We start from the raw sequence: 25,637 nt of genomic DNA, 5'->3' as shown, positions 1-25,637 counted from the left end.
CTATTGATAATATGGTAAAGAAATTTAAATATCATCGGCAAAAAGGGGTGGCGCTGGTTCTGGTTCTTTGGCTGGTGGCACTCCTGACTATCGTTGCGGCCAGCTTTTCAACCCATTCAAAGGTTGAAAGTCGACTCGCCGGTAATGCTAAGGATGCCCTGCAAGCGAGACTGATGGCGCAGAGTGGATTTAATCGGGCAATTATGGAACTGATGGTTACTGATCCGCAGAGCCGCTGGAATTTCAATGGTCAAATCTATCCCCTGGAGACAAAACAGGGTGAGATAAAAATCGCTATTCGAAATGTATCCGGACTGCTTGATTTGAACAAGGCAAACAGGGATCAACTCAATAAGCTCTTCATTCTGCTTACAGATGATCCTCAGGAGAGGGAGGCATTGGTTGACAGACTGAATGATTGGCGTGACAGCGATGACCTGCGTCGTCTTCAAGGTGCAGAAGATACGGATTATCGAGCAGCTGGATACGCCTATATCACAGCGGGTCAAGATTTGAAGACCCTTGAGGAGTTGGGCTACGTTATGGGGTTTGATGCAGATCGTGTCAATAAGCTTCGTCCCTATGTCACACTCAACGCCGTCAGCTCAGTGGTCGATTTCAGGTTCGCCTCCAAGGAGCTGGCAACCCTTTTGAAAAGTGCAGGTCAACTCTCTTCTGAGTTGACTGATGCACTTGATCAGATCGATAGTGAGTTGGCGGAGTTGGATTTTTCACAGGGGGGCGGGCAGTCGCAGAGCAAAGTCTATCGGATCCAGATTGATGCCCATACCGAGCAGGGGAGTCAGGCGAGGATTCTAGCGGATGTCGATTTGAGAAGCAGTGGGAGTGAACCTTATTCGATTCATTCCTGGCATGAGTCGTTATGAGGGTTAAAACCGGTTAGAATCTTGATATGGCAGTACAATCCCTGAGATATCGATGGCTTGGTTTCTGGACATGGTGGAGTGGTGAGATCAGTACGCTCTTGCCAGAGCCTCTGCGCGCCCTGTTCAGTGGTGGTCGGCCGGCTCAACTGTTGTATGAGAATGAGGCACTACGCATAGTCAACCACGGACTGAGTGGTGAAGAGGTCGCAGAGAATTACTTAAAGGTCATCGATTTTGAGAATCCGGATCAGAAGCGATTACTGGCTTCAGCAAGCGAAATACGCTTGTGTCTGGAACGAAAGAAATATCTGTTCAAAAAAGTCACCTTACCCATCGAGGCAGAAGAGAACCTACGAGAAGTGCTCTCATTTGAGATGGATCGCCAGACCCCTTTCAATGCAAGTCAGGTCTACTACGACCATGTCATCAACGGACGTGACAAGCAGAATCGAATCCTGGATATCACTCTGATCCTGGCTCCGGTGGATAAAATTGCCAGTGCACTTCAGCAATTGGAAGAGAATGATGTCAGGATAAACGCCATCTCACCCTGCGAGGAGGCAGACCCCAAACTTAATGCGGTCAATTTATTGCCGCCTGAAAAACGTGAAAAACCACGAAAACGTTATCGATTAATCAATCTTCTACTGTTTTTTGTGTTGTTGCTTGTGTTGTTTGGTAATCTGATATTACCCGTATGGCAGAAATCAATTCTGGCCTCCAGCCTTGAACAGCAATTGCTCAACAGCCAAAAACAGGCCAATGAAGTATCAAAACTAAGAGATGCGGTGACAGAGGCGGAGCGCGAAAACAGTTTTCTGCTGGATAAGAAACGATCTTCGAGGCAGATGCTGGAGATACTGCATGAATTGACCCTGTTACTGCCAGATGACACTTGGGTCAGCCACTTCGAAATCAGAGACGACAAAGTACATATACATGGCCAATCTGTTGCCTCGGCTGTTTTAATTCCACTAATAGAGTCCTCCAAATTATTTCGCAATGTATCCTTTCGTTCGCCAGTAACTCAGAATAAAAAGAACAATACAGAACGTTTCCATATCTCAGCAGAGCTGATCGCAGATCTACAGGGTGAAGGGTGATGTTGCGTGTCACAGGGCCACAGCTTCGGGAAGTGCAGGTGATTCACTGCAATCGACAAGTCCTGTTACATGGGAGTTATCGCCATGTATGACACATTGACGCCCAGACAAAGCAAACTGCTTGCATTAACTATCCTGATACTGCTGATTTCCATTGTTCTGTTTGCAGTCATCTACCCGATTTGGTCACTAAATCAGCATTACGATGATCAGATAAGTAGTCAGCAACATCAGATTCAACTCTATAAACGTATCGCTTCACAAGCAGGTTACTACCAATCTGAAGCGGGTCGATTGAAACGTATAAGAGCATCTGATCGACGTTATCTTCAAAGTGAAACCGATTCCCTGGCTAAGGCGGAATTACAACGCAGGGTAAAGGGAGTTGTATCAGCAGCAAAGGGGGAGATTCTAAGTACGCAGATTATAGGTAACGATGAGGAGGATGGTTTTGTAAGAGTGGCAATACGTGTCAGGATGAAAAGCACTCTTCAAGATAGCGTCACTATTTTCCACAAGCTGGAGAGTGAGAAACCGTATCTGTTTGTTGAGGAGATCACGATACGCAGTCGTCCCGTTGCCAGACGTAGATTACCTGTCAATGAGAAGATCAAGCGAGCGTTGGAATTGCTTGATATCGATTTCAAATTGGTGGGTTATATGAAGAGTCTTGGTTCATGAGCCCTTGGAAAACTTTTTTTAACACCCTGACCATACTGCTACTGATATTGATTGGTATCACCACTGCATTGCTCTATTTTCAATGGTTCAATCCGCCTCAAGCACAATCTACAGTTGAGAATGGCACAGGATCATCCGCTGATACTGAGAAGAATGCTAGCATCTCGCCATTTACGCCTGTACCCTTGAATATCTATTCTGAGATCACTGAACGACCATTATTCAGAGAGGGGCGTCTACCTCCTGAAGAGCCTGATGAGCCGGCAAAATCACCCATTGTCCGTCAAGCACCACTGAAGCTGAGGTTGGAGGGTGTGGTTATTACGCCTAAGAATAGAGTCGCGGTTATCAGAGACCTTAATAACAATCGATTACTCCGAGTTGCTCAGGGAATGAACCAGAATGATTGGAAGCTGGAAACCGTTGATACCGCCAGTGCTACAGTCGTGCGTCGGGGCAAAAAAATAAAACTCGAACTGCAAATAGAAAAGGATGTGAAAGGTGTGCCACCTAGAATGAAGCTGCCATTCAGACCAAAAAGATAACGCTCATTGATCAATTCCTAGTAACTCGGCAATTAAATAGGTCATCTTCAGCCTGTCCTTTTAATACTAGAATGTCAGGGGCTTCAAGCCCACCTTATCTGCCTAACAGAGGATTCAGAGACTCGGCCAATAGGGTAGAATATATTCAGAGTTATGGTTAAGCCTTTTTGGCACTGACTAACCATTAAGTTTCAAAGGTATGATCATAGGATCCGAGTAAAACACAATGACAGATGAGAAGAAGATACAGGTTCTATTTGTTTGCATGGGCAACAAACAATAAATACCGCTATATAAGCTTTACAAGTCATCTGTGTACAAATCTGTATACAACTAAACCATCATCTTATTCCAGCACAGTACATCAGATATTGGCATACCCTATGCTTAAGATCGTAGCTACCCTCACCCTTTTCAGATTGTATTTTAATGTACTAGATTGTACTATTTTGACACCATATTAAGATCCAAACTCAAAGGTTATTTATGGAAAACATAATGACTGTTAAAGAGGTGGCGACATACCTTAAAGTCAACGAAAGAACCGTATATAGACTTGCTACCAGTAGGAAATTACCTGGTTTCAAGGTAGGGGGAAGTTGGCGCTTCAAACAAGAAGATGTTTCTGCATGGATAGAAGAACAAAAAATGAATAACAAAGGTTAAATGCCATTGAATGCCGTAGAAATCGAAGAAGCAATATCCATATTAGCCGAACAGGAGTTCGATCCGGCTACATTCCCATTTGACTTCTTAGAAGCCTTTGGCAATAAAGAAACGACTATTAAGCGCCTTAAGAGTGACAAGAAAGGCTCAACGAATGCCTCTGATTTCAAAGATCAAGGCGGTGTCCTCCAACGAAATAACATCCACATCCTCGTTTGCCCTGAAGGTAAAACGGCTGACACGCTGACCCAGCTTAGCAAAACGCCAGCCACCACTAAAGCCAAGGCCAAGTTTATTCTCACTACTGATGGGAAATACTTTGAGGCAGAAGATCTTTTGAGTGGTGAATCGGTTGCTTGTGAATATAAAGATTTTCCAGATCACTTTGGTTTCTTTCTGCCTTTGGCGGGAATTAGCACTGTTAAACAGATACGTGATAGTTCATTTGATATTCGGGCAACCAGTCGGTTAAACCGACTTTATGTCGAACTGTTGAGCAAAAACCCTGATTGGGATACTGCAGAACGTCGTCATGACATGAACCATTTTATGGCTCGTTTAATCTTCTGTTTCTTTGCCGAAGACACTGATATTTTTGGTGGAAAAAACTTATTCACTGACACCATCGCACAAATGAGCGAAAGCAATTCGTCTAATACTCATGAGGTAATAAGCGAAGTATTTCGAGCAATGAATACCAAGCGAGATAGACGTAAGAGTGAAAATATTCGGAGTTGGGCAGATAAATTTCCTTATGTAAATGGCGGCTTATTTTCTGGCAGCACAGATACACCAGCGTTCTCAAAAATAGCGCGCTCATATTTATTACATGTTGGTAGCTTGGATTGGACACAAATCAATCCTGATATTTTTGGCTCAATGATTCAGGCAGTGACAGATGAGGAGGAGCGCGGTAGTTTAGGCATGCACTACACCAGTGTTCCAAATATTTTAAAAGTGCTTAATCCTTTATTTCTTGATGATCTTCGAGAGCAGTTAAAACTAGCTGGAGATAATTCACGAAAACTACTTAATCTTAGAAAACGCATATCCAACATTCGTGTCTTCGACCCTGCGTGTGGTTCAGGAAACTTTCTTGTAATTGCTTATAAGCAAATGCGAGAGATAGAAGCCGAAATCAATAACAAACGCGGGGAAATTAATAAGCAATCAGAAATCCCATTAACAAACTTTCGAGGCATTGAGTTAAGAGATTTCCCTGCTGAAATTGCCCGACTAGCTTTAATTATTGCTGAATATCAGTGCGACCTATCTTACAGAGGGCAAAAACTGGCTTTAGCTGAGTTTTTGCCTTTGGATGCAGAAAATTGGATTACAAGTGGTAATGCTTTAAGAATTGACTGGCTGTCAATATGGCCACCTACTGGTACTTCTGTAAAGATGGCTGGTGATGATTTGTTCGATACGCCTGTTGAGCAAGCTCAAATAGATTTTGAAAATGAAGGTGGTGAAACTTATATTTGTGGAAATCCTCCATACAAAGGAACAAAAAATCAAACAAAACAAGAAAAGGAAGATTTAAAAACTGTTTGTGGTAAGTACACGAAAAGAAGTGGAACCCTTGATTACGTATCAGGATGGTTTGTTAAGGCTGCCGAATACGCTAAAAATGACAATACTGACTATGCCTTTGTAAGTACGAATTCAATTTGCCAAGGCGGCCAGGTACCTGTCCTTTGGCCTATATTGTATGAGTTGGGCCAAAATATTAAATTTGCTTATCATTCTTTTAAATGGCGCAATCTTGCAAGTCACAACGCAGGTGTAACGGTAATAGTCGTTGGCTTATCGAAGACAAATACTAATAAAAAAAGATTATTTCAAGTTGTGGATAATTCAGACGAGATAGAAATAGCAACAAATATTATCGGGCCTTATTTAATTCCAGGATCTGAAATAATTGTTGAAGGAAAAACAAAGCCCATCTCAAATATAACGCCCATGTCATTAGGTAATGCACCGTATGATGGAGGCCACCTTATTGTAGAGTCCAATGAAATTTCTCAACTTGGTTTGAGCAATGATGAGCAAAAGAAATGGCTAAAACCTCTTTGGGGATCAACAGAAGTTATTAACGGAAAGAGTCGCCAGTGCATTTGGATTGAAGATTCAGATTTAGACGAAGCAAAAAAAATAAAATCGATAAAATCAAGAATCGACAAAGTTGAGGAGTGGCGATTAAGTAGCAAAGATGCTGGAACACGTTCTATGGCTAATAGGCCACACCAGTTTCGAGAAATGAATTCCAGTAAAGAAAGCGCAATAATAATTCCAATAAGAAGCTCTGAGGCACGGGCATATTTACCAGTAGATTTATATGGCAATGATGCGAGAGTAACTAATCTAGCATACGTCCTCTATGACGCCCCTATTTTTAATTTAGCTATCATTTCCTCAAAGTTGCATTTGATTTGGATATCGGCAGTTTGTGGAAAATTAGAAACAAGGATAAGTTATTCGAATAAGATGGGATGGCATACATTTCCTGTGCCTATGCTTACTGAAAAAAATATCTCAGACCTTACTAAATGTGCAGAAGATATTCTATTGATTCGGGAATCGTATTATCCAGCGACCATAGCTGATCTTTATGACCCTGAAAATATGCCTGAAGAATTACGGCAAGCCCATGAAAGAAATGATGAAGTACTTGAGCGGATTTATATAGGCCGTAAATTCAAGAACGATACTGAGCGATTAGAAAAACTATTTGAATTATATACGCAGATGACAGTAATTAGCTCATCTGAGAAGAATAAAAAGGTGAACTAATATGGAACATAAGTCAGTACCTTCAGTCTCCGTTAACTATGCAACCAATGGTAGCTCGAAAAAGTCAAATGAGCTAGGCATGAGAGTTATGCAGGAGCGTGCTTACGAAAAGCGGGGTGAACAATACCTACTGATAAAGTCGCCGCCTGCATCTGGCAAGAGTCGTGCTTTGATGTTTATTGCTTTAGACAAGTTGAATAATCAAGGTATTCGAAAAGCAATTATAACTGTTCCTGAGAAATCAATTGGTTCGAGTTTTAATAACGAGCCTCTCTCTGATTATGGGTTCTATTGGGATTGGAAAGTAGAGCCTAAATGGAACTTATGTAATGCGCCAGGTGAAGATGGAAGTAAGGCAAGTGCGGTAAAGTCATTTCTCGAAAGTGACGATCAAGTATTAGTATGTCCCCATGCTACTTTTAGAAATGCATTTGCAAACTACGGAGTCGAATCTTTTGATAATTGCCTGATAGCTGTTGATGAGTTTCACCATGTTTCATCTAATCCAGATAATATTCTAGGTCGGCAAATCGGCGAACTATTAGCAAGGGACAAAGTTCATATTATCGCCATGACCGGCTCTTATTTTCGAGGCGATGCCGAAGCTGTTCTTGATCCATCTGATGAAGCCAACTTTGAGACAGTTACTTACACATACTATGAACAGTTAAATGGTTATGAATACCTGAAAACCTTAGATATTGGATATTACTTTTATTCAGGTGCTTATTCAGATGAAATATTGAGCGTTCTAGATTCCAATGAAAAAACCATTATTCATATTCCTAGTGTGAATTCCCGTGAAAGCACCAAAGATAAGCACAAGGAAGTTGATCATATTTTGAATGAGTTGGGCGATTGGCAAGGCACTGATCCAGAAACTGGATTTCATCTAGTGAAAACTAGTGAAGGAAGAATACTTAAAATTGCCGATTTAGTAGATGATGATTCAAAACGTGAGAAAGTATCCGCTGCATTAAAAGACCCAGCACAAAAGAACAATCGAGATCATGTCGATATTATTATTGCACTTGGCATGGCAAAGGAAGGTTTTGACTGGATATGGTGTGAGCATGCCTTAACTGTAGGGTATCGCTCGAGTCTTACTGAGATAATTCAAATTATCGGTCGAGCAACTCGCGATGCTAAAGGTAAAACCCATGCTCGTTTTACGAATCTAATTGCAGAACCGAGTGCAGAAGAAGATGTTGTTGTTGATGCCGTCAATGACACCCTGAAGGCCATCGCTGCCAGCCTGCTTATGGAGCAAGTATTAGCGCCTAGATTTAACTTTGTACCTAAGTCGCCTCAAAGCGGCCCTGAAGAAGGCTATGACTATGGTGAAGGTGGGTATAAGCCTGGTGAAACAAATGTTGGCGTAAACGAAAGCACTGGCCAGTACCAGATAGAGATAGCTGGACTAGCTGAGCCAAAGAGTGATGATGCTCAGAGGATATGTAAGGAAGACTTGAATGAAGTGATTACCGCTTTTGTTCAAGACAAGACTTCATTAGAGCGTGGTTTATTTGATTCAGAGATGGTTCCTGAAGAGCTTACTCAAGTGCGAATGGGTAAGATAGTTAAAGAAAGGTACCCTGAACTTGATGAGGAAGATCAAGAAGCCGTTCGACAACACGCAATAGCGGCACTCAATCTTACCCAGAAAGCAAAAGAACTTATCACCTCTGATGATACGGAACAGATAGGTAGCACCGCATTGATAGATGGCGTCAGAAAGTTTGCAATGGATGTCAGAGATCTTGATATAGATCTGATAGATAGCATTAACCCCTTTAGCGAAGCATATTCAATTCTTGCTAAATCAATGAGTGAGGAAAGTTTGAAGCAAGTTGCAGCTGTCATTGCTTCTAAAAAAATCAATTTAACCCATGAAGAAGCTCGTGAGCTTGCCAAAAGAGCGTTGAAGTTCAAGCAGGAGCGCGGCCGTTTACCTGAGTTAACGGCCGCTGACCCTTGGGAAAAACGTATGGCTGAAGGTATTGCCTTCCTGCAAAGAAAAGCTACGGAGGAAGCGAATGCCTGAATTATCTGACTTGGAGCTACTAGATGCCTTAGGTGTAGAAGCAAAAGCAAAACAGAAGGCAAAGCTCACACCTAAGCAGGAGCGCATCATAGCAGGCTTTGAGGAAATTCAACGCTTTGTAGAAGAGCATGGTCACGCACCTAGACATGGTGAAGATAAAGATATTTTCGAGCGTCTATACGCTACGCGTCTAGACCGTATTAGAAAGTTACCAGAGTGCCGAGAATTAGTTATGGAAATGGATGCCCAGGGCTTACTCGATGGCACTGATGTAGAATATGAAGAAGAAATTCTTGATGAAGTAGATGATGATGAGCTTTTGGCCCAATTAGGTGTAGAAGCTCCCAAAGTAAATGATATTACTGAGTTAAAGCATGTAAAGTCACAAGCTCAGAAAGAAAGAGAAAAGTCTGACGAAGTGGGCACCAGGAAACCATGTCGAGATTTTGATAAGTTCAAACCAATATTTGAGGCTGTTCAATCAGATCTGGATGCGGGTCTTAGAAAAACAATCCCATTCAACAAAGATGGCAGCATCGAAAAAGGCAACTTTTTCATCGTCGGTGGCCAGAAAGCTTTTATAGCATCCGTCGGCGAGGCATTTATTGGTAAAGATGGTAGAAACGAATATCGACTAAGAGTGATTTTCGATAACGGAGTAGAAAGCAACCAATTGATGCATTCGTTACAAAAGCGCCTATGGGAAGATGAAGCTGGTCGACGTATCACTGATACCAGTTATGGTCCCCTGTTTGATGATGTTACCGAAGAAGATGACCTGGCCAGTGGGATAATCTATGTGTTGCGTAGCAAGCTTGATCACCCTGTAGTAAACAAAAGCAGAGATGTAATACATAAGATTGGAGTTACAGGCGGTGAAGTGAAAAAGCGTATCGCTAATGCAAAAACAGATCCTACTTACTTAATGGCAGATGTTGAGGTTGTAGCTACATACGAGTTATTCAACATCAACCGAAAAAAACTTGAAGCATTGATCCATAGGTTTTTTGACAACGCCAAGCTGGAAATAGAAATTATAGATAGATTTGGTAAACCAGTTGTTCCTAGAGAATGGTTTCTTGTTCCGCTGTTTCTTATTGACGAAGTTGTAGAAAGGATCAAAGACGGTACGATTGGTGACTATCGATATGATACGGAATCAGCAGCTTTGATAAAGAATTAAATAGTCATGCTGGATTAATAATTCAACAAAATATCAGGAAAACATCTAAATGGCGAACCCAATTATTCTAGATCAACCTAGAGGACTTTTGCTTTGTGATGAGCAGCACCCTGGATTTAATAGCTTTAGCTTTGTGCCGCCAGTAGAGAAGCTAAGAGATGCTGGTTTGAATAAGGATGATCCAATGTCCTATGTCGTTCCTATTCTAGATATAAATGAGAAGAATAATTATATAACAATCTTTCCAATAAATACCCTGGCAACCCACCCACAATTCTTACAGCCAAAATACAGTGACCTAAAAAGCATAACTCTTACTAACTTTGATTTTGGTGGGGCGCAAGAACAAGGTGAAGTTGAAGGCATATTAGAAGCCTTGCCTACAGGATTCGTTAGGGACTTTAATTATGGGTTGGGGTTTTTAAAGGAATTTAGATTCATACCGAATGTTATTGAGTCTATGGGGTTTGAGCATTTGGTTATAGATAATAATGGCGAGACTGAAATAGATGAAGTTAGCAAGACTCTGACATTGAAGTTCTCGGAGTTTGATGAACTAAGAAAGCGGATTAACAGGATTTCTAACGCAACTCAGAAAACAGCAAGAAAAGTCAAATCGGCATCTATTTATAATACCTTGTGCTATTTAATCGATGATAAAAAGTACCTCCAAAAGCCACTAGATATTAAGGATACCTATATTGAGAGATCAATTGCCCAGGCTTCAGATTTAGACAATATCAATATATCCGACAGCGAAAGAAAACATATTATAAAAACAGTATCGAATAATGCCAGGAAAATTCTCGGTGATGATAGCAACTCCCTAGTTAAGCTAAAAAACAAGATTGAATTAGTAACGCTAGAAGGACTTATCTCATCATTTGAGGAGATGATGACTAAGAACCTTACCGAAGATAAATGGCAGGGATTATTTCAAGAATACCCTTTCATACTAAATCTCCTTTTTGGCTATCCCATTATAAAACTTCAAGATCAGGCATCTGTTGGTGGGAGAAAGCTTTCAGGTCAAGGCGACAAAATTACCGACTTTCTAAGTAAGAATGTTAAAACAAATAATACAGCTATCGTTGAAATTAAGAAGCCTCAAGCAAAGCTGCTTAATTCCAGACAATATAGGGAAGGTTTATTTCCCCCAACAACTGAATTATCAGGATCTATAAACCAGACGTTAGATCAAAAATATAAGCTGCAAACTGAAATTGCGACAATTAAAAACAATTCAAGAATTTATGATATAGAAGCCTACTCAGTACATTGCGTTCTTGTTATAGGCATGATTCCTGAGGGCGAAGATAAACAGAAATCGTTTGAGATATTTAGAAAAAATTCTAAAGATGTAGATGTAATAACATTTGATGAGGTACTTGAAAAACTAAAGCAATTACTCGAATTCTTATCTCAAGAAAATAACGAAACCAAGGAAGAAAGCTCCGATGAGCAAAATAATTGAACTAGAAATAAAGAACTTTCGAGGAATTAAGTCATTTTCACAGAAATTCATTGGGAATGTGGTTTGTTTGATTGGGCGTGGGGATAGCAGCAAGACGACAGTGCTTGAGGCAATAAAAGCAGCCTTATCTCCCAGGTGGAATCATGCATTTTATGACACAGACTTCTACCAATTAGCAACGGACGAGCCAATTGAAATAACGATTTCTTTGGCTGAAATTCCAGACAGTCTTCAACCCGAGTCGAAATTTGGTTTATATCTTAGAACTGTTGATACTGAAGGCAATATATCAGAAGACATTGGTGAAGAAGGTGAAGCTGTATTAACTATTCAGCTTACCGTAAGCGATACTTTAGAACCCTCATGGAAGGTAATAACTGGACGAGTGCAAGAGCCAAAGGAAATTAAACAGGGTGATCGAGCAAAGCTAAACTGTTTTATGATTTCTGATTACCTAGATAGCCATTTTTCATGGGGTCAGGGAAACCCCTTGTATTCTCTCCTTAAAACTGACGATCTTGATGGTGAAAAAAGCAAGCATGTCCTTGAAGCCATGAGGGAGGCTAAAGTAAAGCTTGACGATGAAAGCTTTACATATCTAGAAGGCATAACTAACAAAATAAAAACCCAAGCCGCAGGACTTGGTCTTGGGTTAGATAATGCTAATAGCACTATTGATTTTAAAGACATTTCAATCAGTGAAGGCAAAGTGAGTCTGCATGATGGGAAAGTGCCATTTAGATTAATGGGTAAAGGCTCTCGAAGAATAGCTTCAATAGCTATACAAACGGCTGTTGCACATGATGGAGGAATAGCATTAGTCGACGAAATTGAGCAAGGCCTGGAACCTGATAGAGTTAAGCAAATCATTCGAAATTTAAAGGACAATAGTTCTGGTCAAGTTATCATTACGACGCACTCCCGAGAGGTTATTACAGAGCTAAACAGTCAAGATTTAATTCTTTTGGTTGCCAATAAATTATCAGGTGAGATCCTTTCTAAAAATTTGGATATCGATGATGATGCTTTGCAGGGTGTTATAAGAGCCTGTCCGGAGGCATTTTTTGCTAAGAAAGTAATTGTTTGTGAGGGGGCAACTGAAGTAGGTATATGCCGTGCATTAGATAAATATAGAAGGAATATAGGCAAAGAGCAGTTATCCCTGAAAGATTGCGCTTACGTTGATGGAACTGGACATTCATTTACTGAGAGAGCGGGTAATATTAAAACAGCGGGCATAGATACCTCGGTCTTTTGTGATTCAGATTGCGACAATGAGCTAAACCCTTCAAAGGATGCTCTTAGAGATGATGGTATCGAAATCTATGATTGCGACGATGGAATTAAAATTGAACAGCAAGTGTTCAAAGACTTGCCTTGGGAAGCGATTGTAGAGTTGGTTGAATACGTTAAAGCTGCTCATAATATTTCAGAAGATTCAATAAAGGCATCAGTTGGAAGTAAATATACATCTGGACCTTTACCAGATAACTGGATTGCTGATATTGGGGATACAGAAGAGTTGCGTCAAGCATTAGCAGGATCATCGTGCGTATCAAAGAAAGAGTGGTTTAAAAGAATAGATCATGGGCAAAAGCTAGGCCAGATTATTTTTCAATACTTTGATCAAATAGATGAGACTAAGCTAAAAGAATCTCTTCAAGGGATTAGCAATTGGGTTGATAGCTGATGGACTATGAGGGCTTTTTATCCTACCCAAAATCAAAAGTAATATCTCCAGCAGGATACGGGAAAACATATTCTTTATCTGAGTGCATCAAATACGTTAAAGGAAAAGCTTTAATACTTACCCATACCCATGCTGGTATTTCTTCGATTAAAGCAAAGCTTAAATCTCAATTAGTTGATCCAAAATATTTTCACGTTGAAACCATAAGTAGCTTTGCACAGAAATACACAAATGCTTATTACCTAGGTACTGATACTCCAGAGCAGGAAGATTCAAATGAATATCATAGCTTCACACTCTCACAATCAAAGGCTATTTGTTCTACGAATGTAGTACAGGATGTTTTATTTAAAACCTATGAAAGAATATTCATAGATGAATACCAGGATTGCACTCAAGAACAACATGAATTGATACAAACAATTTCAGAAAAAATACCTACCCACATTTTTGGTGACCCATTACAAGGGATATTCGGGTTTGGCGGACAGGTATTAGTAGATTTTGATAACGACTTACATGATTTTCACGAAGCTCCAGCTTTATCAACTCCGTACAGATGGAATAATGCAGGAAGTAATGGGTTAGGTCAGGACTTGCATAATATTCGTGACGCCTTAGAACAAGGCGAAGATGTTGATTTAAGAAATTACGCTCAGATTCAAGTTGTTCAAGCACCTGAGAGGGATATATACAGGCATAGATCAAACTATCAAACCACTATCTACAGCCTCCTCTCAGAAGATAGTTTATTGGTGATACATCCTATTTCTGAGCGGAATGCCCCAAGGATTAAGTTTGCTAAGCAATTTAAGGGCATATCACCTATAGAAAGTATAGATGATAAAGATTTTTATAGAGTTTCCAAACTTTGTGACAATGTAAACCTAACAGATAAAGTTCTAGCTATCAGAAACCTTGCATATGAACTGTTCGATAAGTCAGGTCTGGACAATTGGTTTAATGACACTGGGCTAAAACGTAAGCGGGATGATGCTGACAAAGCTATATCTGAGAATCTTGCCAATGTAACTAACTCAGTAACATCATTATATGATCTTGATCGCACCTTAGAGCATATTAATAAAATAACAGGTGTAAACTGCACAAGGAAGGAAATATATAAATCCATCCTTTCAGCACTTTCTCTTGCCAGAGCAGATAGATCAACCGTCTATGAGGCTATGAAAAAGCAAAGAAATATAATTCGGAGGCAAGGTCGTAGAGTGCATGGTCGTCATATAGGAACAACGCTTTTAACGAAAGGCTTGGAATTTGATACAGTTCTTATACTAGATGCTCACAAATTTAATTGTCCGAAACACCTATATGTAGCTCTTACGAGGTGCTGCAATCGCTTGATTGTAATAACAGAAAACCCAGTATTGTCTCCATACACATAACTTAAAACTCTTAATCTTGACTCATAGATCTTCTTGCCGCTTCATCTCTGCACTTATGCAACATATACGCGCTTTGTTTACTGTAGAGAGTAAATACGGCCACACTAATTATACTTTTTAACCATACAGCTAGCTGAATAATATAAACATAAGTATTAACCAATGTTTTAGTTGAAGGCGGGTATTGCTACCCGCCCAGAAGAGTTACTCCTCGTCCACTTCGAATTCATACCCCGAAAAATCAACGGGTTCGGTCGTGTCCTCTTCAGCGCACGCCATTACCTGTGTTGTGAAAATGACGAGGAAAGTGGTGATGAGTCTTAGCATGTATGTTTTCATTTTTGCCTCCTGTTGTGGTGTGAAAACGCGGTTTCCACGACCACGTGTCGAGGGTGTTGCCATCCCAGCTGGCCCGATTGGTGCGGCCCGCAGGAACGAGGACACGGTCGGGCCAGTTGCCTTAGGGAAGGATTGCGGCAAACACGTCACGGGGTCAGGATTTCGCGGCTTGAACACTTACAGGGGCATGACGAACTATCTTACGACTCTATATCCAATTTTATCTGTTCATTGGCAGGTAATGATGAAGGGGCTTCCCTGCCTTTCGTTGCCAGGGTCAGTTCTTCGGGGAGTTTCGTTTCTCTTGCTCCTCTTCCCACTGTACCTTATCGCGTAGTTCCTGTTCATAGTCCTTGATTCTGATCTTCATCAAGTCAAGCATGCATGGGTCGGCATCGGGATCTTTCGCGTGCAGTCGGTACTCTTCTTTAGCTTTGGTAATAGCCCTGCGGAGTTGTTCGATAGTCAGCATTAGTATCATGGTTGTTACCTCATGGTTGGTGAAGGAGCTGGCGAGGGTGCCACCTCGTCAGGAGTTGTGAGATCTGATTCAAGGCCTGGTTCAGGCTGTGCATCATCTGGGGATGCCGGTGGCTCCAGCAACGACTCTGGTGATGACTCTTGCAATGTTTCCGGGTTAGCCTGTAGCCACAGCTGGCGGTTCTGTGGATCACTGAGATCCAGCGTGAGATCGTGTTTGGCTGCCGACTTCATCACGGCGAGCCTGAAGGCCTCATCACCGCTGACCACGGCGTCGGTCCAGCCCTTGGCGAGAGCCAGTTTGACCGCGGCCTCGGCCAGTATCTCGGCCCTATCCCCGGCAAGGCGCACGCCTATTTCATCGCCACGGTCAATGAGAGCGCCGTAACGATTGTGCAGCCAGATACCGCCCTGTTGATCCTGTGCGAAACGCATGTAGCGCACCAGCTCGGGTGGGATGGGCCGCTTGTAAGCACGATGGTACTGCCGTCTGCGACGTTGTAGCCAGAGTGGATCGCTGGGCTCTAGTGATAACTTGGGTGACAAAGTGGAAGATAAACCCGAAGATGAACTGGTCTCCCGTTGCAAGGGTTTACGCGGTTTCATCGACAGTTGACCGAATTCCGGCAAAGCAAGCGCCTGGCGCTTAATCGACTCAGCATCCCGCCGACTGGCTCCATTGTTCTTTTGAGCCTGTTCCACGATCGGCAGATTATCTGGCAAACGTGCCTTCAACTCAGAAAGCTTGATGCCTGGCAAGCCTCATTGTTTGCGAGCCTTGTTAATGGAGCGCTTCAATGAAATAGGAGTGCATTCAGCATTGATGACTACAGCTTGCCTAACACCCTGAGCAATGACAAAACCCGCCGCCTCCACAGCCAGCTTAAAGCTCTCTGCATCATGGCTTCGTTCCCAGGCTTCGGCCAGCAGAGCACGTTCGATATCGATCGGTTTGCCCTGCTTTACTTGCTCCCATTCGCCATGGGAATATGCAGGGCCATCTGTCGGCGCCTTACCAATATCCCGTAGCTGGTTAGTGATGTCGCGCAGGCCTTCTTTTTCGAGTTGCCGAATCACCGCCGTATTGAACTTACCCGGAACGATCTTATGTCCCAGTCGCACCTCCAGCTCGCGTGCTATGCGTTCATTTTTTACACGAGTCCATGACAGGTTGCGTGCCTTGAGGGTGGCAGGGTGTACGCGGTTATACGCCCTGTGCTGGTGATGACGGTCATGCTTGTCATGCCCAACAGTTGCATACTGCAAACCTTCAAGGCCCATTCGCTCGGTATACAGGTCCCAGGCGAACTTCCAGTCCTCCGCGCTCATAGTTTCATCTGGATGGGGTGAGATAGAAACATGGAACAAGGGTTGAGTCGCTGCAGAACCTGCAGCGACGCCCATCATTTCCTTAATCGCACCGTCAATATCCTCTGCATTAAGACCGTGAGTCTCGATCACCGTTACACGTTCATTTTCGTGACTCTGTAAATGCACTGACAACTCCGCTGAATTAGACCGCTGCGAGGCCTTAATGATCACCGGGCAAGCTGTCATCGACAGCAAAGTCGTACCATAACTCTATAAGTTCGCCATCACGATTACAGGTCCATAGGCTGAGCATTGCAGATCCGTATATCGATGTTTTACTCTTGTGACGATATTCGTATAGATAGGAAAAGTGGTACTCATTCATAATCACAATGGCTCCCATGTCTGAGCCATCATAGAAAGTCTCCCCCTCAAAGTTAATCAAGCAATCACGCCAGGTATGTATTATTGGAAAATCTCTCATGCTTTACCTCCTAAGGCTTCTCTAATCAGTGTACCGATTTCTTCAATACCTTCTTTCGTTTCGGTAATGCCCTTTACCAGCTCAGCAGATGGCGGCACCTTGCCTGCATTGATTGCATGCGCCACCTGATTGATGTTACTGCCCGCTTTACCGAGCAACCCTGCTATACGCGCCAACTCAACTCTGTCAGCGGGTGGTCGCCGCTTTACGACAACATTGTTGCGACCAAAGTAGGCAATCTTGAGCAGCCCACCTTTGCTTACACCACTTATTTTAGATGCGCTGTCTAGTTCTTCATATTCAGATCCGGTTACAGATACACTGAGTTTTTTACCCATGCTTTACCTCCGGGAGTCAACGAGGGCAGCAGCCCTCTTGCAAGGTTGTGAGGGGTCACCAGGTGTTACAAGGTAACATCAGGTGACCTCACACACGGCTTGCATTAATACTTATCAGCTTAGTGAATAAATAAATATGAACAAGAGCATTTTTCGGGCGCAATAAAAAGTGTTCATATGTTTTTCTCCTAGTAAATTTCATTACCGAATTCGGCAATCCGCAGATCTTGTGCCATGCCCTGTTTGAATGTCTTACCGTATTCGGTAATGCTCATTTTGAATCCAGCTATTTCTCAAGCTCAGCAATCTGCTGTAACAATATGTTAATGTCCTCTTGCACCTGCTCAACCTGGACTAGCAGTAATGGATTTTCCACGTCATGAGTGAGCAGTCGATTCAACGTATCGAGACAATTAATCTTTTCGTTGTATTCAAGCCTGAGTTCGCGCAATCTAACCTCGTTTTCGTCTGGCTTATTCCTTGCTTCTTGCTTATCGCGATACTGCCCATTACGTGAAGCCTTGCATAGAGCCCCCGGGAACCCTACTGGATCTTTGATTTCAGATCGTTCGCCTTTTATGCCTCCTACGACCTGTATTTCAACTTTATCCAGTATGCTCTGACGATCCTCTTCTTTTGCCATGTCTAACAACTGGATCACATCACTTGGATAATTAACAAGGCAGTCAGGTACACGATAATCATCAAGAGTCACGACACCAGCAGGTGGTGGTGGTGTAGAAGATTTAGATGATGGAGTAAGTGTATTGGGTGACTCATGAGTCACATTTTGCGTCACACATGACACCTCATGGGTGACATCTATGTCACTATTACCGTCATTATTGTCTCCAGTAGGACTTGCAAGCATTAAGTATTCTTCAACCATACTCTTGTACTTATCATGATCTTTTAAATAACTTCTAGGGCGATTTAGGAGGTTTGGTAGTAGAATTTTTACTCTGTTAGTTCCTTGTTCAGAAAACCCATCTTTACCAATAAACCCACAATCCATTAATTTTTTCATAAGGCGTTGAGTCTGACGAATATCAAGACGCAATTTTTCTGCTATCGTTGCATTACACGGGTATATTCCTTTCCCTTGATCGTCTGCCCAATCCGCCAAAGCAAGCATAAGAAGCAAGAGCGAAGACCCATGCGGAAAGTAAAGCCATACCAGTGTCATAACTTTTATACTCATAACTACTAACCCTGACGACCATTTTGTTCATCTTCATCTATTAATTTCTCAAGATACTTAGCCTTAATAAATGTACGGCCGTCTCGCTTATATCTTTTAAGCCGACCTTCATCGAACATTTTGTAAATATGAGTTCTAGAATATGAAGTTGCTTCCACAGCTTCCTTTATTGAATATGAGAGTTTTTGTACTTTCATTTAACCGTCCTTTCCTGTTCTTAACAGTGTTAATTTGTTTACAACGGTTAAATATTTTATGTACGTAAAACACAAAGTCAGTCAATAAATTAGAATTTGACGATTAGTAAACGTGAAGAACAACATGATTTTTTTGTGGAAACGGGATAAATTTTTCCTGAATCAGGTTGATATATTGCGACCGAACTAGCCAAGTCATTGTTTTATAATTTAAATGTAGATCAGATCTCTTCAAACGAAAATAGACCGTACTCAGCAATTTTAATAACAAAAAATAACCACAGCAAAATATATAAATTTTAACTGCAACATGCTGGGTATGATATGCACAAGCGCACTCATACTAATTCGATAAAATTTAAACTCAAGAAACGCTTTAGAGAGACAACTGTTCACATAGCTGAACGGCTTTAAAGACAAACATCTTATCAATACCGCTCATACCTATTTTTATCAGATATATCAACCGAAGAATTGACTTACAACGCGCATAATGGAATACAGAAATAGAATAATAATAAATCATACGATCAATTGATTCTGGATCTATCACTACTGATCCCAAATAGATCATTTAACCAGCTTTAATAATTTCAATTGCTTTGTTTAAGTCACTTGAAGAAAAGTGCCTAAATTCACTAGAGCCTGGAAATTTACTTCTGAATGACACTGACTCACCTAACTTGAGTATTTGGCTTTCAATTTTCTTAGCCATCACAGTACCCACATTTTCCAACATAACTATCTCAGGGGTGAATCCAGCGTCTTTGGCAACATCATAAATTCTCTGATCACCTAAATTTTCACTGGTTATGCCAACTTTAAATAAGTCACCCTCAGCATGCCACAGATACACCACGTCCCTCGTATTATAGGTATCTAAATATTCTAAGTGCTCTGCTATGTCATCTAATATTCCCAACCGCCTGGCCGCTGCATATGCATTTTGACTTTTTCTATAAAAGTCTCCCCGGGTTGAGTATTTTAATGCTTCTTCAGCTAGCAATTCTGACGTCCAATTTACTCTTTCTGTGTATTTCATATGAGAGCAAACTTCATCTAGGATTCCACGTTTTATAGCTATTTGATAGGATGAAGAACCCATTTGGAATTCATTTCTGGTTTCATACTTTAAAGCCTCTTGAGCAATCTCTTCATCTGACCAATTTTTATATTTATATTCCATATGGCCACATGCTTTATCCAAAATATTCCTTTTCTGGGCTGCTGCATATGCTAAATAACTTTGATTTTTAAATTCACTTCGTGAATTAAACTTTGCTGCCTCTTCAAAAATCATACCATCTGTCCACATGATAAGAAGCGGCTCCATGTGTGAGCATAAATCATCTAAAACGCCACGCTTCACAGCTATTTGATAGGCATTGCTCTTAGCGACAAACTCACCTCTTGAACTGTATTTCTTAGCTTCCGATAAAAGCATTTCATATGTCCAATCAGTCTTCAGACCAATCATATGAGCACAGACATCATCTAAAATACCACGTCTCAACGCGGCCTTATAAACAGCAAGGTTATTCTCTTGTAATTCTGATCTGGTTTTAAATTGAGAAGCTTCTTCTCTTATGCTCTCATAAGTCCATTTGGGATTTCGGCTATCCATATGAGTACAGATTTTATCTATAAGCCCTCGATTATGAGCTGCCTGATACGCCCCAGCTGAACCGTTCTTGAAGTCAATTTTAGATTGATATTTTTTTGCCTCAGCTGCCAACATTTCATCAGTCCAAGTTCTATGGGCTGGGATCATATGAGAACAAACTTCGTCTATAATTCCACGGTACTTTGCAGCAGCATACGCGTTACTGCTCTTGTTACGAAACTCCTGTTTTGTCTCGTATTTACTAGCTTCCGCCATCAGCTTTTCATGTGTCCATTTGGTGTTTGTCATAAGACTTCTTATCCGAGTTTTTCCTTAACCCAATGATTCGAAAGTTTGTAGCAATACAGTTTCCACCACCTTTGCACATTTAATCCGCTCTTTCTCATATTCCGCATGATTGTAGTCTGCCATCGTGCCTTGAAGGGTATGATTGATTACACGCTCGACGATAAAGGGATCGACCCCATTGTCATTCGCAAGTGTTGAGAAAGTGCGTCTGCAATCATGCGGAGTATAGCGATCATTATTTTTATATCCTTCGCTCTCTAGCTTTCGTTTAAGCCAGGCCTGGATGTTGGTGGCCGTGCATTTGGGTAGGGGTAATTGTGCTTTGGCTGTTTTGGTGAGGTACACCCAGTGTGGGCGTTTTTCATCCTGACCATGCTTACCCTTGGTGTCATCGATTCTGAACTTGTCGCCATCCACGTAGCCTTTCTGAGCTTCGCCGATTCGCAGCCCAGTAAGCAAGAGGAACTTGACCACGCGGGCGTTATCTTCGGTTTTCTGCCAGCCTTTGTCCGCATTTTTCCACGACCACACAGCACGTATTTCGTCAGGCGTGAGCACGCGTTTGCGCTTTTTGGCGATGTAACCGGTGACGCGCTTGGTGACGCCGACCATCGGGCTTTCACCCCTGATGTAACCTAGCTCTACAGCGTAGTCGAACAGCTGTTTCAAATAGGAACGCAGCCGGTCAGCTGAACGCGCGCCACGCTCGCTGCTGTATTGCTGGATAAAATTCACCAGATCGAAACGCTCTACATCGATAACCTTCTGCCTTCCAAACTGTTTCTTGATATGTTTGAGGTAGCCGTATACCTGTTTCGGCACCTTGCTGGTCGGATCGACCACGTCCTTAGTGTATTGCTCAATAAGCCGTTTCACAGTGACACTGCTCACCGCGTTTTGCAGGGCATATTGAGCAGCCTCAAATCGTGCCTGCCTCAGCGACATCATCGGCGACTTACCAAGGGTAATTACATGTTGCTTGCCATTGGTTGTTTTACGGATAATATAGCTCTTGGATGAGCGACGAACTTGAATATAGAGGCCGGGCCCAAGGTTAATAACCTTGTCTTTACCCTCCCACTGCAATGTTTGTATGCTTTTTTCGTTCATAGTGTTTATCAATGATTTGTGTACAAACCTGTGTACAAGACAGCATTGTACACTATGGGACAAAATAGGATAGAAATAATAAAATATCCTTATTAATCAGACACATTAGGACACTATGAAACAAGTAAAAGTATTATTCGTATGCATGGGCAATATCTGCCGATCCCCCACTGCACAAGGCGTGTTTCGTGACATCGTTGAAAAGGAGGGCCTTAGTGAAATAATCGTAACCGACTCTGCTGGTACCATCGACTACCATACCGGGGGTAAAGCGGATCGTCGTGCTCGTGAAACTGCAAATAAACGTGGTATCGATCTTAGTGACCTGCGAGCCCGCCAGGTTACAGTCGAGGACTTCGAACAGTTCGACTATCTAATGGCCATGGATCGCTCTAACTACGAAGATTTGAGTGCTCTCTGTCCCACCGGCGCTGAAGAGCGCTTACATCTTTTCATGGATTTCGCTCCCCATCTGAAGGAGCAGGAAGTGCCAGATCCTTATTATGGTGGTGCAGCAGGATTTGAGCGTGTATTTGATTTGGTTGAGGCGGCCTCTCGTGGTCTTCTCGAGCATATCCGCGATCGTAATCTCAGTTAAGATCAACCCCAAACCTCTTCAGAGGTTTCCCAGGGATCTTCTTCGCAGTTCAGCTATGGTGTTTGCCTACTACGATGGCAAACCCATATCTGGACTACGTCTTAACTCAGGTCAGGATATAAAACACGATATAAGCAGCTATTCTCCACCAGCATCGGCAACATCAGCTTTTTTGGAGGCAGCAGGTGCAGGCTGTGCCGGTTTTTTCGTTTCAACCTGAACAGATTTTGACTCAACCTGAGCTTTACTCTCCTGAGCCTTCTCGATAGTTGCCTTTGGTGCAGGCGCCTTTGCCGGTTTCTGTTCTACCGGAGCAGGGGCGTCAGACTTTGGCTTAGGTGCTTGAGGTGCGACAGCATTTGGTTTGGTCTCAACTTGCTGTAGTTTCACCGCTTTGGGTTTTGCCTTCGGACGTGGCTTGCTCACTTTTTCAGCTGCTTTAGGTTTATTGCGAGGCTGTTTCTGAGGCTCTGGCACTGCTTCACTCGCAGCACCTTTAGTGACTTTAGTCTCTACTTGGCCAGATTTACTCGTATCAGTTTTAGTCTGAGTCTGCCTGGGTGCCTTTGACGCTTCAGGCGTAGCTGGTTTGGCCGCTTTAGATTCAGCTTGCTTGGGCTTGGGTGAGGATTCAGCTTTAGGAGTAACCTGCTTCGGTGTTTCAGTGGCCGGCTTAGATGCAGCAACCTCAGAGGCTGGTTTTGACTCAGCTGGCTTGGCGTGCTTGGTCTCAGCCAGATCTGATTTATTACTGCTTTTAGCTTGCGCCTCAACCTTTTCCGGCTGAACGGAACTTGGCTCGGCTGAGGCTGTTTTGGTCTCTGCCTCTCCTGAACTGCTCTTGGCAGGTGTTGTATTTTCTACGCCACCTGTTTTCTGACCATCCTGTGACTCTGTCGAACCCTTGGACTCAGCTCTATTTGATCTTGGAGACCTTTGGTTAGCAGGCTTGTTCCGAGCCCTGGGTTGTTTTTTAGGTTGTTCCTGACTCTTTTCTTGAGTGGTCTCTTCACTTCTCTCTTCGGAAACCTTATTTGCCGTTGTCTGTTCACTGTTTCTTTCAGCAGCGGAGCGCCTTCTACGGCCGCCACGACGTCCCCGTCGTGACTTAGGCTTAGTTGCTGCTGTATCAGTTTCGCTGGCTTGAGTAGTCGCGGTAGTCTCAGCGATCTGTTCCTGAGGCTTTTTATCATCAGCCTGTCTCTTTTCCTGGCTAGCGGCGTTGTTTCCAGGTGTGCGCCGTCTGTTACTTTGTTTGTCCTGGTTTTTGTTTTCGTTGCGACGCTCTCCATTGGCAGGTCTGCGATTGCGCCCACCTGAATTCGGCGATCTGCGGCCTCTGTTGCGGTTGTTTGAATTGGCACCAGACTGTTGAGGTGTAGTTGCTTTTTTCTCTTCAGTCTCTGCTTGAGCTGGTTCACTCTCCTTCGAAGAGAAGATACTGAATATCTTTTTCAGGAAACCAGTCTCACTACCTTGAGTTGCAGGTGTTGGCGGCTCAGCTCTTTGTGGAACAGGGCTGGCCGGAGCAATCGACTTAACCACCGGCTGTTCAGGTTTAACCTGCTTGGTGTTGATATATTCTGGAGATTCAGATCTCTCATCAGAGACCATATTATAGCTTGATATCGCGTCATCCTCACCTGGGAGGTCACTGACACGTATCCGGTCAATCTGATAATTGGGGGTTTCCAGATGGATGTTCGGAATGAGCACGACTTCGATCGATTGGCGTTTCTCGATGTCATGGATCATCTGACGTTTTTCGTTCAGCAGGAAGGTTGCCATGTCCACGGGCAATTGTGCCATGAGTCGGCCTGTATTCTCCTTCATGGCCTCCTCTTCGAGGATACGAAGTACCGATAGAGAGAGGGATTCAACGCCACGGACCGTGCCATGACCTTTACAACGCGGACAAGCCTGTTCACTGGCCTCTCCCAGAGAGGGACGAAGACGCTGTCTCGACATCTCCAGCAAGCCGAAGCGGGAGATTCGTCCTATCTGGACACGAGCCCGATCCTGTTTCAAGGCATCTTTGAGTCTGTTTTCCACTTCCCGTTGATTGCGGGAGGGTGTCATGTCGATAAAATCGATAACGAACAGTCCACCAAGATCCCGTAGACGGAGTTGGCGGGCAATCTCGTCTGCAGCTTCAAGGTTGGTATTCAGTGCTGTCTCTTCGATATCCGCACCCTTGGTTGCCCGGGCGGAGTTGATATCGATAGAAGTCAGGGCCTCTGTGTGATCGATGACGATAGCACCACCGGAAGGGAGGCTGACTTCGCGTTGAAAAGCAGATTCAATCTGGCTTTCGATCTGGTATCGGCTGAAAAGCGGAACCTCATCGTCATAGTGACGCATTTTCTTGCCGTATTGAGGCATAACCTGGTTGATGAAACGTTCAGCCTGGTTATAGACTTCAGGGTCATCGATAACGATTTCGCCGATATCCACCCGTAAATAGTCACGTATGGATCGAATGATCACATTGCTCTCCTGATAGATCAGGAAAGGTGCGGGTTTCTCTGCAGAGTGCTCAATGGCAGTCCAGAGTTGAATCAGGTAATCGAGATCCCACTGAAGCTCTTCGCTGTTTTTGCCGACACCTGCAGTGCGCACGATGAGTCCCATATCATCAGGGATCTGTAGTTCACTCATCGCTTCACGCAGTTCGGTACGATCCTGCCCCTCGATTCGGCGAGAGACCCCTCCGGCCCGAGGATTATTGGGCATCAGTACCAGATAGCGTCCTGCCAATGAGATGAAGGTGGTCAGTGCGGCGCCTTTATTGCCTCGTTCTTCTTTCTCAACCTGAACGATAACCTCTTGGCCCTCTTTCAAAGCCTCCTGGATATTGACACGACCGGAAGCCTGTCGCGCCTTTTCGGTAAAGTAAGTTCTGGAGATCTCTTTGAGGGGGAGGAAGCCATGACGTTCAGCGCCGTATTCTACGAAAGCCGCTTCCAAGCTCGGTTCGACGCGGGTGATGCGTCCTTTATAGATATTGGCTTTTTTCTGTTCCCGACCAGGGATTTCGATATCAAGATTAAAAAGTTTTTGGCCATCAACAATGGCTACACGCAACTCTTCAGGTTGAGTTGCGTTGATCAACATACGTTTCATATTTTATTATCCGTACAGCTGTCCGACATCCAATCCCATTGCGCATGACGTACAACTCCAATCGCCACAGGTAAA

At 43.0% G+C, this 25,637-nt stretch carries 22 protein-coding genes; 12 read left to right on the top strand and 10 right to left on the bottom strand.

Annotated elements, in window-relative coordinates; genetic code table 11:
• Positions 1-11 precede the first annotated feature (11 nt).
• From AC4IE7_RS11130 to AC4IE7_RS11080, 11 genes are all read left to right on the top strand, one after another.
• The gene (locus AC4IE7_RS11130; protein WP_490776913.1) at positions 12-887 is read left to right on the top strand and encodes a type II secretion system minor pseudopilin; all 876 of its coding nucleotides are present in this window, start codon (positions 12-14) and stop codon (positions 885-887) included.
• A gap of 26 nt (positions 888-913) precedes the next feature.
• Entirely contained in the window at positions 914-1,990 is a 1,077-nt protein-coding gene (locus AC4IE7_RS11125) for a PilN domain-containing protein (protein WP_490776912.1), read from the top strand.
• A gap of 84 nt (positions 1,991-2,074) precedes the next feature.
• Positions 2,075-2,671, top strand: a complete 597-nt coding sequence (gspM, locus tag AC4IE7_RS11120; protein ID WP_490776911.1) for a type II secretion system protein GspM — start codon at positions 2,075-2,077, stop codon at positions 2,669-2,671.
• On the top strand, positions 2,668-3,216 hold the full coding sequence (locus AC4IE7_RS11115; RefSeq protein WP_490776910.1) for a hypothetical protein: 549 nt from the start codon (positions 2,668-2,670) through the stop codon (positions 3,214-3,216). Before gspM ends, AC4IE7_RS11115 begins: the two co-directional genes overlap by 4 nt.
• A gap of 498 nt (positions 3,217-3,714) precedes the next feature.
• The gene (gene mads1 / locus AC4IE7_RS11110) at positions 3,715-3,882 is read left to right on the top strand and encodes a methylation-associated defense system helix-turn-helix domain-containing protein MAD1 (RefSeq protein ID WP_490776909.1); all 168 of its coding nucleotides are present in this window, start codon (positions 3,715-3,717) and stop codon (positions 3,880-3,882) included.
• Positions 3,883-6,675 carry a class I SAM-dependent DNA methyltransferase gene (locus AC4IE7_RS11105; RefSeq protein WP_490776908.1) on the top strand — a complete coding sequence of 931 codons (2,793 nt, stop codon included), beginning with the start codon at positions 3,883-3,885 and terminating at the stop codon, positions 6,673-6,675.
• 1 nt (position 6,676) lies between these two features.
• Complete coding sequence (locus AC4IE7_RS11100) at positions 6,677-8,719, top strand: DEAD/DEAH box helicase (RefSeq protein WP_490776907.1); 2,043 nt, start codon at positions 6,677-6,679, stop codon at positions 8,717-8,719.
• On the top strand, positions 8,712-9,902 hold the full coding sequence (locus AC4IE7_RS11095; protein WP_490776906.1) for a GIY-YIG nuclease family protein: 1,191 nt from the start codon (positions 8,712-8,714) through the stop codon (positions 9,900-9,902). Before AC4IE7_RS11100 ends, AC4IE7_RS11095 begins: the two co-directional genes overlap by 8 nt.
• 49 nt (positions 9,903-9,951) lie before the next feature.
• Entirely contained in the window at positions 9,952-11,376 is a 1,425-nt protein-coding gene (locus AC4IE7_RS11090) for a Shedu immune nuclease family protein (protein ID WP_490776905.1), read from the top strand.
• Positions 11,360-13,066, top strand: a complete 1,707-nt coding sequence (locus tag AC4IE7_RS11085) for an ATP-dependent nuclease (protein WP_490776904.1) — start codon at positions 11,360-11,362, stop codon at positions 13,064-13,066. Before AC4IE7_RS11090 ends, AC4IE7_RS11085 begins: the two co-directional genes overlap by 17 nt.
• Positions 13,066-14,469, top strand: coding sequence for a UvrD-helicase domain-containing protein (locus AC4IE7_RS11080; RefSeq protein WP_490776903.1), 1,404 nt, complete (start codon positions 13,066-13,068; stop codon positions 14,467-14,469). The genes AC4IE7_RS11085 and AC4IE7_RS11080 overlap by 1 nt, the downstream gene beginning before the upstream one ends.
• A 616-nt stretch (positions 14,470-15,085) precedes the next feature.
• On the opposite strand, the gene AC4IE7_RS11075 is transcribed toward AC4IE7_RS11080, so the two are convergent.
• The 9 genes from AC4IE7_RS11075 to AC4IE7_RS11035 all read right to left on the bottom strand — a co-directional run bounded on the left by AC4IE7_RS11075 (position 15,086) and on the right by AC4IE7_RS11035 (position 21,841).
• Positions 15,086-15,289: a hypothetical protein gene (locus AC4IE7_RS11075; protein WP_490776902.1), complete on the bottom strand. Its 204-nt coding sequence runs from the start codon at positions 15,287-15,289 to the stop codon at positions 15,086-15,088.
• Positions 15,290-15,294: 5 nt separating this feature from the next.
• Positions 15,295-16,047 carry an LPD7 domain-containing protein gene (locus AC4IE7_RS11070; RefSeq protein ID WP_490776901.1) on the bottom strand — a complete coding sequence of 251 codons (753 nt, stop codon included), beginning with the start codon at positions 16,045-16,047 and terminating at the stop codon, positions 15,295-15,297.
• Positions 16,048-16,050: 3 nt separating this feature from the next.
• Positions 16,051-16,785 (bottom strand): relaxase/mobilization nuclease domain-containing protein, encoded by a 735-nt coding sequence (locus AC4IE7_RS11065; RefSeq protein ID WP_490776900.1) that lies wholly within the window; start codon positions 16,783-16,785, stop codon positions 16,051-16,053.
• A gap of 34 nt (positions 16,786-16,819) precedes the next feature.
• Positions 16,820-17,083: a hypothetical protein gene (locus tag AC4IE7_RS11060; RefSeq protein WP_490776899.1), complete on the bottom strand. Its 264-nt coding sequence runs from the start codon at positions 17,081-17,083 to the stop codon at positions 16,820-16,822.
• Positions 17,080-17,421, bottom strand: a complete 342-nt coding sequence (gene mobC / locus AC4IE7_RS11055) for a plasmid mobilization relaxosome protein MobC (RefSeq protein WP_490776898.1) — start codon at positions 17,419-17,421, stop codon at positions 17,080-17,082. Before mobC ends, AC4IE7_RS11060 begins: the two co-directional genes overlap by 4 nt.
• 286 nt (positions 17,422-17,707) lie before the next feature.
• Positions 17,708-18,622: a helix-turn-helix domain-containing protein gene (locus tag AC4IE7_RS11050; protein ID WP_490776897.1), complete on the bottom strand. Its 915-nt coding sequence runs from the start codon at positions 18,620-18,622 to the stop codon at positions 17,708-17,710.
• Positions 18,623-18,627: 5 nt separating this feature from the next.
• Positions 18,628-18,819, bottom strand: coding sequence for a helix-turn-helix domain-containing protein (locus AC4IE7_RS11045; protein ID WP_490776896.1), 192 nt, complete (start codon positions 18,817-18,819; stop codon positions 18,628-18,630).
• 574 nt (positions 18,820-19,393) lie between these two features.
• Entirely contained in the window at positions 19,394-20,731 is a 1,338-nt protein-coding gene (locus AC4IE7_RS11040; RefSeq protein ID WP_490776895.1) for a hypothetical protein, read from the bottom strand.
• Between the two features lie 24 nt (positions 20,732-20,755).
• A complete protein-coding gene (locus AC4IE7_RS11035) occupies positions 20,756-21,841 on the bottom strand; it encodes a tyrosine-type recombinase/integrase (protein ID WP_490776894.1) in 1,086 nt (361 codons plus the stop codon).
• 115 nt (positions 21,842-21,956) lie between these two features.
• Here AC4IE7_RS11035 and AC4IE7_RS11030 point away from each other — a divergent pair, with 115 nt between their 5' ends.
• Complete coding sequence (locus tag AC4IE7_RS11030) at positions 21,957-22,439, top strand: low molecular weight protein-tyrosine-phosphatase (RefSeq protein ID WP_490776893.1); 483 nt, start codon at positions 21,957-21,959, stop codon at positions 22,437-22,439.
• A gap of 138 nt (positions 22,440-22,577) precedes the next feature.
• On the opposite strand, the gene rne is transcribed toward AC4IE7_RS11030, so the two are convergent.
• Positions 22,578-25,562, bottom strand: a complete 2,985-nt coding sequence (rne, locus tag AC4IE7_RS11025) for a ribonuclease E (RefSeq protein ID WP_490776892.1) — start codon at positions 25,560-25,562, stop codon at positions 22,578-22,580.
• Positions 25,563-25,637: the final 75 nt, after the last annotated feature.

The organism is Candidatus Thiodiazotropha sp. AKAK3 (assembly GCF_058244645.1).
Note: the sequence above shows the minus strand (reverse complement) of the source record. Positions and strands in the feature narration are given on the sequence as shown.